The organism is Hyphomonas sp. (assembly GCF_016125515.1).
Classification (GTDB): Bacteria; Pseudomonadota; Alphaproteobacteria; order Caulobacterales; family Hyphomonadaceae; genus Hyphomonas.
This window is the reverse complement of sequence record NZ_WGLO01000011.1, coordinates 19,406-32,686: the sequence shown is the minus strand read 5'-3', so window position 1 is coordinate 32,686 and position 13,281 is coordinate 19,406. Positions and strand designations below refer to the sequence as shown.

16 protein-coding genes are annotated in these 13,281 nt (G+C 64.8%); 12 read left to right on the top strand and 4 right to left on the bottom strand.

Annotation, left to right across the window (positions count from 1 at the left end; genetic code table 11):
- Positions 1 to 86 precede the first annotated feature (86 nt).
- The 11 genes from rpmI (at position 87) to GC148_RS10375 (ending at position 8,531) form a co-directional block, all read left to right on the top strand.
- Positions 87 to 287: a 50S ribosomal protein L35 gene (gene rpmI / locus GC148_RS10425; RefSeq protein ID WP_220985917.1), complete on the top strand. Its 201-nt coding sequence runs from the start codon at positions 87 to 89 to the stop codon at positions 285 to 287.
- 45 nt (positions 288 to 332) lie between these two features.
- Entirely contained in the window at positions 333 to 695 is a 363-nt protein-coding gene (rplT, locus tag GC148_RS10420; RefSeq protein WP_291070687.1) for a 50S ribosomal protein L20, read from the top strand.
- Positions 696 to 707: 12 nt separating this feature from the next.
- Entirely contained in the window at positions 708 to 869 is a 162-nt protein-coding gene (locus GC148_RS10415) for a hypothetical protein (protein ID WP_291070686.1), read from the top strand.
- 75 nt (positions 870 to 944) lie between these two features.
- Positions 945 to 1,946 carry an SMI1/KNR4 family protein gene (locus GC148_RS10410; RefSeq protein WP_291070685.1) on the top strand — a complete coding sequence of 334 codons (1,002 nt, stop codon included), beginning with the start codon at positions 945 to 947 and terminating at the stop codon, positions 1,944 to 1,946.
- A gap of 75 nt (positions 1,947 to 2,021) precedes the next feature.
- Entirely contained in the window at positions 2,022 to 3,098 is a 1,077-nt protein-coding gene (gene pheS, locus GC148_RS10405) for a phenylalanine--tRNA ligase subunit alpha (RefSeq protein WP_291070684.1), read from the top strand.
- A gap of 12 nt (positions 3,099 to 3,110) precedes the next feature.
- Entirely contained in the window at positions 3,111 to 3,728 is a 618-nt protein-coding gene (locus GC148_RS10400) for a hypothetical protein (protein ID WP_291070683.1), read from the top strand.
- Positions 3,725 to 6,118, top strand: a complete 2,394-nt coding sequence (gene pheT / locus GC148_RS10395) for a phenylalanine--tRNA ligase subunit beta (protein ID WP_291070682.1) — start codon at positions 3,725 to 3,727, stop codon at positions 6,116 to 6,118. Before GC148_RS10400 ends, pheT begins: the two co-directional genes overlap by 4 nt.
- A 15-nt stretch (positions 6,119 to 6,133) precedes the next feature.
- Entirely contained in the window at positions 6,134 to 6,907 is a 774-nt protein-coding gene (locus GC148_RS10390; RefSeq protein WP_291070681.1) for an ion transporter, read from the top strand.
- Entirely contained in the window at positions 6,904 to 7,734 is an 831-nt protein-coding gene (dapB, locus tag GC148_RS10385) for a 4-hydroxy-tetrahydrodipicolinate reductase (RefSeq protein ID WP_291070680.1), read from the top strand. The genes GC148_RS10390 and dapB overlap by 4 nt, the downstream gene beginning before the upstream one ends.
- 99 nt (positions 7,735 to 7,833) lie before the next feature.
- Positions 7,834 to 8,244 carry a PTS fructose transporter subunit IIA gene (locus tag GC148_RS10380; protein ID WP_291070679.1) on the top strand — a complete coding sequence of 137 codons (411 nt, stop codon included), beginning with the start codon at positions 7,834 to 7,836 and terminating at the stop codon, positions 8,242 to 8,244.
- A complete protein-coding gene (locus GC148_RS10375; RefSeq protein WP_291070678.1) occupies positions 8,244 to 8,531 on the top strand; it encodes an HPr family phosphocarrier protein in 288 nt (95 codons plus the stop codon). Before GC148_RS10380 ends, GC148_RS10375 begins: the two co-directional genes overlap by 1 nt.
- Before the next feature lie 3 nt (positions 8,532 to 8,534).
- Here the strand turns inward: GC148_RS10375 and GC148_RS10370 are convergent, their stop codons facing one another.
- The 3 genes from GC148_RS10370 to GC148_RS10360 all read right to left on the bottom strand — a co-directional run bounded on the left by GC148_RS10370 (position 8,535) and on the right by GC148_RS10360 (position 12,019).
- Complete coding sequence (locus GC148_RS10370; protein WP_291070677.1) at positions 8,535 to 10,091, bottom strand: 2-isopropylmalate synthase; 1,557 nt, start codon at positions 10,089 to 10,091, stop codon at positions 8,535 to 8,537.
- Positions 10,092 to 10,244: 153 nt separating this feature from the next.
- Positions 10,245 to 10,988: a VTT domain-containing protein gene (locus tag GC148_RS10365; RefSeq protein ID WP_291070676.1), complete on the bottom strand. Its 744-nt coding sequence runs from the start codon at positions 10,986 to 10,988 to the stop codon at positions 10,245 to 10,247.
- 59 nt (positions 10,989 to 11,047) lie between these two features.
- Positions 11,048 to 12,019 (bottom strand): oxidoreductase, encoded by a 972-nt coding sequence (locus tag GC148_RS10360; protein ID WP_291070675.1) that lies wholly within the window; start codon positions 12,017 to 12,019, stop codon positions 11,048 to 11,050.
- A gap of 143 nt (positions 12,020 to 12,162) precedes the next feature.
- On the opposite strand from GC148_RS10360, the gene GC148_RS10355 reads away from it, so the two are divergent.
- The gene (locus GC148_RS10355) at positions 12,163 to 12,756 is read left to right on the top strand and encodes a tetratricopeptide repeat protein (protein ID WP_291070674.1); all 594 of its coding nucleotides are present in this window, start codon (positions 12,163 to 12,165) and stop codon (positions 12,754 to 12,756) included.
- A gap of 17 nt (positions 12,757 to 12,773) precedes the next feature.
- On the opposite strand, the gene GC148_RS10350 is transcribed toward GC148_RS10355, so the two are convergent.
- Positions 12,774 to 13,262 (bottom strand): polymer-forming cytoskeletal protein, encoded by a 489-nt coding sequence (locus GC148_RS10350; RefSeq protein WP_291070673.1) that lies wholly within the window; start codon positions 13,260 to 13,262, stop codon positions 12,774 to 12,776.
- Positions 13,263 to 13,281 lie beyond the last annotated feature (19 nt).

The window sequence follows — 13,281 nt, the reverse complement described above, 5'->3', positions numbered from 1 at the left end:
GGACTCCAGGGCGACGGCATTGCCCCCAGTCCGTGTATCCAGGGCCGCCCGATCGGGTGTGAGCTCTATAGTTTGAGGAGAAAAACATGCCGAAGATGAAGACCAAGAAAGCCGCTGCAAAGCGGTTCAAGATCACCGCGACAGGAAAGCTGAAGCATGGTGTGGCCGGCAAACGCCACCGCCTGATCAGCCACAATTCCAAGTACATCCGCCAGAACCGCGGCACGTCCGTCGGCGCGAAAGCAGATGAAGCCCGCGTCAAGAAGTACCTGCCTTACGGCCTGTAACTTCTCATTTTTTTGATCTTGAACACGAATTGACAGGAGGCCCCCATGCCCCGTTCACGCGCCAAAGTGCCCGCCCACGCCCGCCACAAGAAGATCCTGAAGCAAGCCAAAGGCTTCCGCGGCCGTCGCAAGAATACCTTCACCAACGCCGCCGCTGCCGTCTGGAAAGCCGGCGAGTATGCCTATGTCGGCCGCAAGGTGAAGAAACGCCAGTTCCGCTCGCTTTGGATTCAGCGCATCAACGCTGCGGTCCGTATCCACGACCAGGACCTGACCTATTCCAGCTTCATCAACGGCTTGACCAAGGCCGGCATCGAAGTTGACCGCAAGGTCATGGCCGACCTCGCCGTGCGCGAGCCCGAGGCTTTCGGCGCTCTCGTCGCCCAAGCCAAATCAGCCCTCGCCTAAGGAGATCGACCGATGAGCAAGTCCCCGAACAGCGTTCTCCACCCGAGCAAGAAGCCGCGCGTCAAACGCCGGAACTCGAAATGGACCGCCAACCTCTCCAAACGCGCCAACATAGGCATTTTTGGCAATACCAAGAAGGCCCGCAACGCCCGAAAGAAGGCGGCGCGCGCCTGAGCTGATACGCCCGCTGGCCGAGGCCGCGTGGCTGAATTAAGCCTCCCGTGACCGTCGTCACGGGAGGCTTTTTGCATGGGCGTCACGAAACTCAGCGCAGCGTTGCGGATTCCACTGGGCCTTGGCCTGGTGGGCTTTGCGCTGGCGGCCGGGCTCGTGCAGCGCTCGCCCTGGATCCTCCCATTCCTGGGGGCGGGGTTCACGCTGGCCTACCTGTTCGGCCAGCTGCGGCTCTGGCGCGTCGCGCGCAATTCCGGGACGCTGAAACGTTATTGGTTGCAGCTGCCGGCTGACTTTGCCCTGCAATTGCTGCTCGTGTCGGCGCTTTACCTCATCGGGTTCGGCCTCAGCGCGCTGTTCAGCGGCGCGGTGAACGTGGCACCCTTCGGCCCCGCGGATGCCATCTGGCCGATCGCGGTGGGCGTGGTCGGCGCGATCATGGGGCTTTATATCGACCGGCTGGAGGGCAAGCCCGCCAGCTTCCTGCCGCTCTGGATGCTGCCGGACGACGACACCCCGGCCGAACGGCAGTCCGACCTCATCGTCTCGGCAGATCCGGTGACGCTCGACACGTTCTTCTCGGGCGAGGCGGCGGGCGAGGGCGGCCTCAGTGAGGACGACATCACCCGCGTCGAGGCCCGGCTCGGCCGCGCGCTGCCGGACACGCTGATCGAGCTCTACCGGCGCCAGAACGGGGGCAATGTGGCGGGCCTGTGCATCCCGAAGCGCGGCATCACCCATCCGGACCGCTACGAACACGTGATGACGCCGTTCGGCGCCTATAACGACCTCGTACCCGCCGAAAGCCTGCGCACCCTCTGGGACACGGTCTGCGACTATGCCGACCCGGACGATCCGGACGAGGCGGACCAGTTCCCGGAAGGCAGCAAGGCGATGATCGTGCTGGCGCAATGGTACCGCGAAACCCTGTTCCTGGACTATAACCAGCCCGGCGCGCCCAGGGTCGGCTTTACCGATTTCGACCGGTTCGATGTTGATGGCGAGCCGGACCCGGTGATCTGGTGGACCGATTTTGACGCCTTCTTTGCGAGTCTGCGCCACTACGAACCGGTCTGACCCGCATGCAAGCGGGTTGGCGTGGGCCGCGGACGCCGCTAAACACCCGGCTTGGTTTTCTGGAAGGGGCATTCCGTGTCCGACATTACATCTATCGAGCAGGAAGCGCTGGCCGCCATTCACGGCGCGGCGAGCCTTGAGGCGCTGGACGCGGTCCGGGTTTCCGAGCTCGGAAAGAAAGGCCGGGTCTCGGGCCTGATGGGCACACTCGGCGCAATGTCGCCCGAGGAGCGCAAGGAAAAGGGCCCGGCGCTGAACGCGCTGAAGGGCCGTATCGAGGACGCTGTGCGTGCCCGCAAGGGTGCGCTGGAGGCCAAGGCGCTTGAAGCCCAGCTGGCACGCGAGAAGATCGACCTGACCCTGCCGGCGGCGCCATCGGCCGGGGAAGGGGCGCTGCACCCGGTGATGCAGGTGTTCGAGGAAATCGCCGCCATTTTCGGCGACATGGGCTTCCGTGTGGCGGAAGGCCCGGACATTGAGGATGACTGGCACAATTTCACCGCGCTGAACTTCCCCGAGGGCCACCCGGCCCGCGAGACGCACGATACGTTCTTCCTGAAGCAGGGGCAGGGCAACCTTCCCAAGGTGCTCCGTACACATACGAGCCCGGTTCAGGTGCGCACGATGATGACCGAGAAGCCGCCGATCCGGATTCTTGTGCCGGGCCGTGTGTTCCGCAACGACTGGGACGCGACCCACACGCCTATGTTCCATCAGGTCGAGGGCCTCGTCATCGAGGAGGGCATCCATATGGGCCACCTGAAAGGCTGTCTCGTCGATTTCGTGAAAGCCTTCTTCGAGGTCGACAATGTCACCGCACGGTTCCGGCCGCACTTCTTTCCGTTCACGGAGCCTTCGGCCGAGATGGATGTGCAGTGCCAGCGCTCCGGCGGCGTCGTCGAAGTCGGCAAAGGCACGGACTGGCTGGAAGTGCTCGGTTGCGGCATGGTGCATCCGAACGTGCTGCGCAATTGCGGCCTGGACCCGGCCGTCCACCAGGGCTTTGCCTTCGGCATGGGCGTCGACCGTCTCGCCATGCTGAAATACGGCATGCCTGACCTGCGCCCGTACTTCGAAGCGGACCCGCAATGGACCCGCCATTACGGCTTCTCACCCTGGCTGACACCGTCGGTCAGCGGCGGGCTGAGCTGAGGCAGCAGAGTTATGGGTACTGGCAACAAAGCTGAAATGCTGATCGCGATCTGCGCCGTGTTGACGAGCGTGATTGCGTTGTTTGTTGCCTGGGACCAGGGCCGGGTGATGCGCGCGCAGCAGCACGGTTCGGTTTATCCGGTCGTGCAGATGGACGGATTTGTCTCGCGCGTGCCGGATCATGTGTCGATGGGCCTGCATATCAGCAATAGCGGTGTTGGGCCGGCCCTGATCGAATCCGTTACGATGCTGAAGGACAAAAAGCCGCTCGCCGGTTTGACGGCGTACCGGGACCGCTTGCCGGCGGGCTATGATATTTCCTGGACGAGCCTGACCGGCCGGGCGTTGGCGCCGGGCGCGCAAGTCACCGCGCTGGAGATTTCGTGGCCGCGCGAAAGCATCACCGACGACCAGCTATACCAGATTGCGGCCGAGTGGGGCGAGCTGGAGATGGAAGTCTGCTATTGCTCCGTGTTCGACCGGTGCTGGCTCGCCCGCGACCTTGATCGCGAGCGCGCTATGCGCGTGCCAGCCTGCGAACGCGGTACTTCCGACATTTTTGAAGCCCTCCAGACCACTGGCTCCGAAGGCGCTCCGCCCGAACAACCCCTTCAAGGGACGAACCCATGAAATTCACGCTCTCCTGGTTGAATGATCACCTTGTGACCAAGGCCTCGCTCGACGACATCCTCGGATACATGGGCAAGGCAGGCCTTGAAGTCGAACACGTGATCGATCCGAGGAAGGCGCTGGCCGCCTTCACGGTGTGCAAGGTGCTGGAAGCCGAGCCTCATCCGCAGGCGGACAAGCTGCGCGTCTGCAAGGTCGAGACCATCGACGGCGTCAAGCAGATCGTCTGCGGCGCACCGAACGCGCGCGCCGGCATGACCGCTATCTATGCACCGCTCGGCACATGGATCCCGGGCCTTGGCATGGCGCTAGACAAGAAGCCGCGTGCCATTCGCGGCATCGACAGCCATGGCATGATGTGTTCCTCGCGCGAGCTGGAACTTGGTGATGACCATGACGGCATCATCGATCTCGATGGCGAGTACATGGTCGGCATGCCGGCTGCAGAAGCGATGGGCTTCACCGATGCGGTGATCGATTTCGAAGTGACGCCCAACCGGCCGGACTGGCTGGGCGTGCAGGGCATTGCGCGCGATCTGGCGGCCGCCGGTGCGGGCCGGTTCCTGCGCAATGACGTCAAGAAAGCGCCCGGCAGCGGCGAGTGCCCGGTCGAGATCAAACTGGAAGCACCCGAGGCCTGTCCGATGTTCGCAGGCGCACTGATCCGCGGCGTCACCAATGGTCCGTCCCCGGACTGGATGCAGGCGCGCCTGATCGCGGCCGGGCTTCAGCCCCGTTCGCTGCTGGTCGATGTGACGAACTATATCTCCCTCGATCGCGCCCGTCCGCTGCACGTCTATGATGCGGCCAAGCTCACCGGCGCGGTTGTGGCGCGTCTCGGCAAGACGGGCGAATCGCTCGAGGCCCTGGACGGCAAGACCTACAAGGTCAGCGAAGACATGTGCGTGATCGCCGACGGATCCGGCGTGATCGGTCTTGGCGGCGTGATGGGTGGCCAGTCGACTGCCGTTTCGGCCGACACGACGGATGTGTTCATCGAGAGCGCCTGGTTCGATCCGCTGCGCACGGCGCGCACGGGCCGCACGACCGGCATCCATTCGGATGCGCGCTACCGGTTCGAGCGCGGCGTCGATCCGCAAAGCTGCGTCGATGGCCTGAACCTCGCGATTGCACTGATCCTCGAATACGGTGGCGGCGCTGCGACCAAGGGGCGGATTGTGGGCAGCATCCCTGCGCGCCTGAACAAGGTCACCTTCTATCACGGCGATGTCGAGCGCCTGACGGGGCTCGTGGTCAAACCGGCCGAGATGAAGCGGATCCTCAAGGATCTCGAGTTCGACATCGAGGATGCCGGCGATGCCTGGTACCTGATGCCGCCGTCGCACCGGTTCGACATTGATCGGTCTGCGGACATTGTGGAAGAGATCGCCCGTCTCGTGGGATATGACCAGTTGCCAACGACCTCGTTGCCGATGCCGGAAGGCCTGAAGCAGAGCGTGGCGGCGGCGCGCCAGTCGCGCGTGTCGATTGCGCGGCGCGCGATGGCGGCCCGGGGCTTCCTCGAGGCGGTTACCTGGAGCTTCATGGCGCGCGAGCACGCGGCGCTGTTCGGGAAGGTCGAGGATGCACTGACGGTTGCCAACCCTGTGGCCAGCGAGCTCAACTACATGCGCCCGACGGCGCTCGGAAACCTTGCCCAGGCGGCGCAGCGCGCGGCCAATCGGGGCGAGCGCAGCATCCGTCTGTTCGAAGCCGGCCCGATCTATCTGGGCGATGGCCCGAAAGATCAGCGTACGGTCATTGCCGGTCTGGTGCAGCCTTCGCCCCAGCGCCATTGGCAAGGCACACCGCAGCCCTATGACGCGTTCGCCGCGAAGGCGGATCTGTTCGCGCTGCTCGCCGCGCTTGGCCAGCCGGGCGACAAGTTCCAGATCGGCGCGGCGACCCAGCCGCACTGGCATCCCGGCCAATCGGCGAGCCTGAAGCTGGGCCCCAAGATGACGGTCGCCAATTTCGGCGCGCTGCATCCCGCCGTTCTGAAGGCGCTGGACGTCGACGGCCCGGTCTATGCGTTCGAGCTGAACCTCAACGCGCTGCCGGTGATGAAGGCGAAGTCGACCAAGACCAAGCCGGTGCTTGAACGCGCCGACCTGACGCCGATCCGGCGCGACTTTGCCTTTGTGGTGGATGCCGACGTGCCGGCGGGCGAACTGGCGCGCCATGCGCTCGGCGCCGACAAGCAGCTGATCTCCAAGGTGGACGTATTCGACGTCTATCAGGGGCAGGGCGTTGCCGAGGGCAAGAAGTCCGTCGCCTTCGAAATCACGCTCCAGCCGCGCGAAGCGCTGAAGGATGACCAGATCCAGGCGATCATGGACCGCGTGATCGCTTCCGTGTCAAAAGGGACGGGTGGTGTGTTGCGCGGCTAGCGCGAAGGGGTCCGGATGAGCGTCAAGCAATGGCTCTATGTCCAGCTCGTGCCGGAGGCACGCGCGTCGGGCATTTCCCGGTTGAACCTGTTCATCGTCGCCATCGTGCTGGCGTCGTTCCTGTTCCTGGCGCTGGAGACCGAGCCGACGCTGAACACCGATCCGCGCTGGATGCGTGCGTTCGATGTGTTCAACATCACGGTGCTCGGGATCTTCGCGGTGGAATATGTCGCGCGGCTCTGGGTGGCGGGGTTGGACCCGCAATTCAAGGGCATTGGCGGGCGGGTGAAATATGTCACGCGGTTCTATTCGATTGCGGACCTTCTGGCCTTTGCGCCCGAGCTGGTGGTGATGGCGCTCGGCGGTGGGGGATCGCTGCTGGTGCTGCGCGTGCTGCGTCTGGCGCGCCTGGTGAAGATTGCGCGCTTCGTGCCGGCGTTCGATGCGCTTGGCGCGGCGCTGCGCCGGTCGAGTTCGCAGCTTCTCACCAGCCTCGCGGTGGCGCTGACGCTAGTGTATGTCGCGGCGGTGCTGCTGTATTTCGTCGAAGGCGTCGGCGGGGAGCACCAGGAACAGTTCGCTTCCATTCCGCGCGCCATCTGGTGGGCGGTCGCCACGCTGACCACGGTCGGCTACGGCGATGTGTATCCGGTCACGCCGCTCGGGCGTTTCTTCTCGGCGATCATCGCGATTGCGGGTATCGGGGTGGTGGCGTTGCCGGCCGGTGTGTTCGCCAGCGCCTTTTCGGATGAACTCAGGGAACGCCGCGAGCGGGGACCGAACCCATGACGACTGCAGGAACTGCATTGAAGGTGGCCGTGGCCGGTGTGGCCGGGCGCATGGGGCGACAGCTCGCAGGCATGGCGATCAGCCAGGGGCTGACCCTGTCGGGCGCCAGCGAAGTGGCAGCGGCCGGAGTGTTCGATGAGGACATCGGCGTGCTGGCGGGGCATCGCCCGGTCGGCATCTGGCCCACGCCCAACGTCGCCGAAGCGGCGGCCGGGGCCGACATCTGGATCGATTTCACGCGGCCCGAGGCGACAATCGCGGCGCTGGACGCCTTGAAGGGAACGTCCGTGCGCGCCGTTGTGATCGGCACGACCGGGCTCGGCGCGGAGCATGCAGCGGCGATCCATGCGGCGGCGGTGCGGTTCGCCATCGTCAAGTCGGGCAATTTCTCGCTGGGCGTGAACCTGCTGCAGGCCTTCACGCGGCTCGCTGCGTCGCGCCTCGGCAAGGACTGGGATATCGAGATCCTCGAGTCCCACCACCGGATGAAAATCGATGCGCCTTCGGGCACGGCGCTGATGTTGGCAGACGCCGCCGCGCAAGGCCGGGGCGGCACGCGGGAGGACCTCGTCGCGCCGCCTTACCTGGGGCCGGACGCGCCGCGCAAGGAAGGCCAGATCGGCATGTCCGTGCGCCGCGCCGGGGGTATTTATGGGGAACATGAAGTGCTGTTCGGCGCCGCCCGCGAGGTGCTGCGCTTCTCGCACATGGCGCTCGACCGGGCTGTATTTGCCGAAGGCGCTTTGCATGCGGCGGTCTGGGCGGCCAGCCAGCCCCCCGGACTCTACGGCATGGATGATGTGTTGGGTCTCGGCCACACCGGCTAGGGAAACCAACCAGGTTCCCGCTGATTGACGCTTGACGCGCCGCAGCATCGTGACAACGTGACAGTCCTGTTACGTTTGATTTCACTGTCCCGAAGGCAAATGATCGGCATCGTCGTCGTCAGCCATGGCAAGCTTGCACACGAACTCGTCGCCGCCGCGGAGCACGTGGTTGGACGGTTGTGGCGCACGCGTGCCGTTTCCATCGATGCCGACGAAGACCTCGACCTGAAGCGCGAGGCCATCCTCGAAGCGATCAAGGCCTGCGATGCCGGGCGCGGCGTGATCGTCCTGACCGACATGTTCGGGGGCACCCCTTCAAACCTCGTTCTTTCCCTCCGCAGCCGGGCCAAGATGGAGATCGTCTCCGGCGCTAACCTTCCGATGCTGATCAAACTGGCCCAGACGCGCGACGTGCTGAGCCTCGAGGAAAGCGCCCAGGATGCCGCCGAAGGCGGGCGAAAGTACATCACCATCGCCTCGGACATCCTTGCGAAGCTGCCTTCCTACTGATGTCTGATGCATTCCCGGCCATCCGCCGCACCACCATCGTGAACCGCAAGGGCCTGCACGCGCGGGCGTCGGCCAAGGTGGCCAAACTCGCCGGCGAGTATGATGCGCAGGTCTTCGTCTCCCACGAAAGCGAAACCGCCGATGCGCGCTCGATCATGGACCTGCTGATGCTGGTGGCACACACAGGCTGCGTCGTCGAGATCAAGGGAAGGGGCGCTCAGGCAGACGAAGCCGTGGAGGCCATCGTCCGCCTGATCGATGACGGTTTCGGAGAAACCGACAGCTAAGCGTCAGGCCGCCTTGCGCTTCGATTTGCGCACTTCGAACTTGTTCAGTGCGTGGAGATAGGCCTTCGCGCTGGCGACCAGCGTGTCCGGATCCGACGACCGGCCCGTTGCCATGATGCCATCACCGTTGAGGCGAACCGACACAGTCGCCTGCGCGTCCGTCCCGCCGGTCACCGCGTGCACCTGGTAAAGTTCCAGCACGGCCTGATGCGGCACGATCTGGCGGATGGCATTGAACACCGCGTCCACCGGGCCATTGCCGCGCGCGATCGCGAACTTCTCCTCACCATCCACGATGAGATCGATTTCGGCCGTCTGCGGACCATCCGTACCCGCCACAACGCGCAGGCGCTTGAAGCCGATCCGCTCGCCTTCGGCGGCGAGCTGCTCGTCCACCAGCGCGATGATGTCGTCATCGAACACGTGCTTCTTGCGGTCGGCGAGGTCCTTAAAGCGCTTGAAGGCATCGTTCAGGGCATCGCCTTCGATGAAATAGCCCATTGATTCCAGCTTGTCGCGGAAGGCATTGCGGCCCGAGAGCTTGCCCATCACCAACGAGGTTTTCGCGACGCCGACATCTTCCGGCTTCATGATCTCGTAGGTTTCGGAATTCTTCAGCATGCCATCCTGGTGGATGCCGCTTTCATGCGCGAAGGCGTTCTTGCCGACGATGGCCTTGTTGTACTGAACCGGGAAACCCGTGATGCGGCTGACCATCGCCGACGCGCGGGCGAGGTAGGTCGTGTCGATCTTGGTTTCGTAGGGCAGGGTGTCGCCGCGCACCTTCATCGCCATCACGATTTCTTCCAGCGCCGCATTGCCGGCGCGCTCGCCAAGGCCGTTGATGGCGCATTCCACCTGGCGGGCGCCATTGGCAACGGCCGACAGCGAGTTGGCGACGGCCAGGCCGAGATCGTTGTGGCAGTGCGCCGACCAGATCACCTTGTCCGAGTTCGGAATGTTCTCGATCAGACGGCGGATCAGCTCGCCATACTCATGCGGGTGCGAATAGCCAACCGTATCGGGCACGTTGATCGTGCGCGCACCGGACGAAATGGCAATGTCTATACACTTGCACAGGAAGTCGAAATCGGTGCGCGTCGCATCTTCGGCGCTCCATTCCACATCGTCGACGAGGCCGCGGGCCTGCGTTACGGAGCGGCCGATGGCTTCCAGAACGGCGTTCGGGCCCATCTTGAGCTTGTGCTTCATGTGCACTTCGCTGGTCGAGATGAAGGTGTGGATGCGCGGGCGGGCCGCGTTGCGCACGGCTTCGCCGCAACGGTCGATGTCTGCCGGTGTGGAGCGGGCGAGGCCGCAGATGACGGCATTCTTCGACTGGGCGGCGATGGCGCTGACGGCGGCGAAGTCCCCGTCCGATGCGGCCGGGAAGCCGGCCTCGATGATGTCGACGCCCATCTCTTCCATGAGGCTCGCCATTTCGAGCTTTTCATTGTGGGTCATCGATGCGCCGGGCGATTGCTCGCCGTCGCGCAGGGTCGTGTCAAAGATGAATACGTGGGGTTTCTTCGCGGGTTTCGCGTTGGATTTCGAGGTCATGGAAAGCGGGCTCAGCGGTCAATTCGAGGGATTGGGCTCAATTCAGTCTGGGCATCCCCTGGCCGCGCGTCCGCCTCTCAGATCGAGGCGACCGGCTCCGGCCAGGGGCCGGTAAGCAGCAGAAGAAGGGGCAAGACTTTGCGCATAGAGGGACTATTCGCCGTGATTTTGGCCGCTGTCAATTGTTGCGGCGGGCGTTTCGGGAATATCTTGCCAGGTCTTGCGGGCCTGACGCACCACGAACCAGGCGACGGCCGCGTAGAGCACGAGGCCTGCGGCGGCGAACAGGCCGGCAACCACCGGGTTGCCGTCGAACGCGGAATCCAGCGATTTCCAGCCGACCGCGACCAGCGCGATCTTGGGAACGATGCCGAGGCCCATGCCGATCCAGTAGTCGCGGAATTTGGCGGCGCTGGCGCCGAAGACCATGTTCACGATCAGGAAGGGGCCGGCCGGCACGCTGCGCACGACGGCGCTGGCGATCAGGGCGTTCTGGCCGATCAGGCGCGAGAGTTTCTGGGCGCGCGGGCCGGCATAGCGGCGCACGACCGCTTCGCCGCCGGTGCGCCCGATCCAGAAGGTCAGCGCGCCGGACAGCATGTTGGCGACCCAGCCATAGACCGCGCCCATCAGGGGGCCGAACACGGCGACCGAGGCCGCGATCAGTGCAAACTGCGGCACGCCGATGAAGGCGGCGACACAAAAGACGAGGATCACCGCCGGCAGACCCCAGGGGCTGCCCGCCAGATTGCGCAGCCAGGTTTCGGCCTCTTCCAGTCCGGGCAGGTAGCCGAGCTTTCCAAGCGCGAACACGCCGAGCACAGCCGCCAGCAGACTGAGCCCCAGATAGAGGGCGCGGCGTGGAACCGGGGCGGGAACGGCGGTTTCGTGCGTCATCGCGGCCTCACGTGCGCCCGAAGAAGCGGCGCGTCAATCTGGCGAAGGCAGGCAGGCTGTCAGGCGTCTGCCAGCAGTTTTTCGCTCATCGCCCAGAGCCGCTCGGCCCGGGCATCGTCGACGATCCACTCACGGGCGTGTTCCCAGCGCTGGCTGTCCGGTCCGGCCAGCTTGGCGATGTCGCAATCCTCGCAATAGACGCCGCCCTTGCCGTTGAGCTGCGGCGAGGTGGCCGCCCAGACGGTGGTGGAGGCGCCCTGTTCGGGTGTCTTGAACATGGCCTTCACCATGTCGGGGATGGTGCCGTCCGGATTCTTCCAGCCGAGCGCTGCCATTTCCTCGTCAGTGAGGTGGCGCTGCAGCGGCGTGAAGATGCCGCCGGGGTGAACCGAAAAGGCCCGCACGCCGATATCGCGGCCGAGCAGATCGACGCCGAGCGCGAACAGCGCGTTGGCGGATTTCGCCTGTCCGTAGGCTTCCCATTTGTCATAGGAGCGGGTGGTGTAGTTCGGGTCATCCCAGATCACGTCCGAGCGGACATGGCCGGTGGACGACAGGGCCACCACGCGCGCGCCCTCGGCTTCCTGCAGCGCCGGGGCGAGCTTCATGGCGAGGGCCATGTGACCGAGATGGTTGGTGCCGAACTGGGTTTCCCAGCCATTGCCGACGCGGCCGAAGGGCGTGGCCATCACGCCGGCATTGTTGATCAGGATGTGCAGCGGACGGCCGGTTTCGGCATACTCGTCGCCGAACTTGCGCACGCTGGCGACGTCGCCAAGATCCATTGCGGCAATCTCGATTTCACCGGCGACAGCGGCGAGCGCCTCGGCGGCGACATCCGGCCGGCGGGCCGGAACGGTGACGCGGGCGCCGGCTGAGGCGAGGGCGCGGACGGTCTCGAGGCCGATGCCGGAATAGCCGCCGGTCACGATGGCATTCTTGCCGGAGAGGTCGATTCCGCGAACGACTTCTGCGGCCGTGCTCTTTGCGGGAAAGCCCGATCCGACGGGGTTCTGATCCTGTGCGGCCATGACGTGTTTCCTTCCTCTGGTCTCTTCTTGCGAATGAGGTTAGCGGGATGAAGCTGCAGCGGCTACTGCAAACTCCCGGGCGACTTGCCCCCGCGTTGCCCCAATTTGCCGCTAGACCGCCCAACTGAAAGGAGACCGGACCCATGAAACTGCATCTGATGCTCGGAGCCGTTCTTTTGAGCGGCGCACTTGCGCTTCCGGCCGCGGCCCAGTTCGGCCGCGTGGAACGCTCAGAGGCAGAAATCGCGCTGGAACAGGCGCAGGACCGTCAGGCCAAGCAGAAAGCGGCGCGTGCAGCCGCGACCGAAGCCTGCGCGGCCAAACAGGTCGATGGCTGCTTCAAGCTGGCCGACATGCAGCGCACCGGCGCGGGCGGCGCGCAGGACCTGGCGGCGGCGGCGAAGACGTACAAGATCGTTTGCGATGCCAAGGACGGGCGCGGCTGCGCCGGGCTTGCCTATCTCACTGTGCAGGGGCGCGGCGTGACCAAGAACCAGACAGAAGGGCGCGCCCTTTACAAGAAAGCCTGTGATTATGGCGATGTCAGTGGCTGCGCGGCCTATGGCAACATGGCCTTCACCGGCTCGGGCGGGCGCAAGGATACGGTGGCCGGCACCCAGGCGCTGACCAATGCCTGCGACCGGGGCTATACTTGGGCCTGCACGCGGATGCGCGATCTCGGTGTGTTTGATCCGGACGACAATTCGTTCGAACGTCTCAAGGACATCCGCGGTTAGGGCGCCTCCGGGATTGATCAGCCTGCGGCGGTTTTCACTGCCGCTGCATCGACCGGTGCTTCGGCACGCGGCGAAGCGAGCGGCGCGACGTTCGACAGGTCGGGCACAGACGCGGCCTTGTTGATATGCGCGACCGTGCGTTCCGGCGCGATCAGCAGGTCAGCGCTGACGATGGTGCGTTCTTCCACCCGCATAGACGGCGAGAAAGCCACGCCTTCAAGGCGTCCGCCAGTGCAGACTTCGAGGCTGCGGCTGGCTTCGATATCTCCGGCCACAACGCCGTGAACGATCAGCGTGGCGGCCCGGATGCGGCCTTCGATCCGGCCCGTGGCTTCCACCACGATCAGGTCGTCGCTTTCGATCTCGCCGCGAAGTTCGGCGCCGAGGATCAGCGGCCCGGTAAAGCGGAACTTGCCTTCCAGGCGCCCACCTGGCGCAATCGAGTTGCCGGCGCCCGCCTTGGCAGGCTTGGCTGGGGGTTCAGTCCGGTTCGGTGTGGTTGCCATCGCCCGTGTCCTTCTTTGC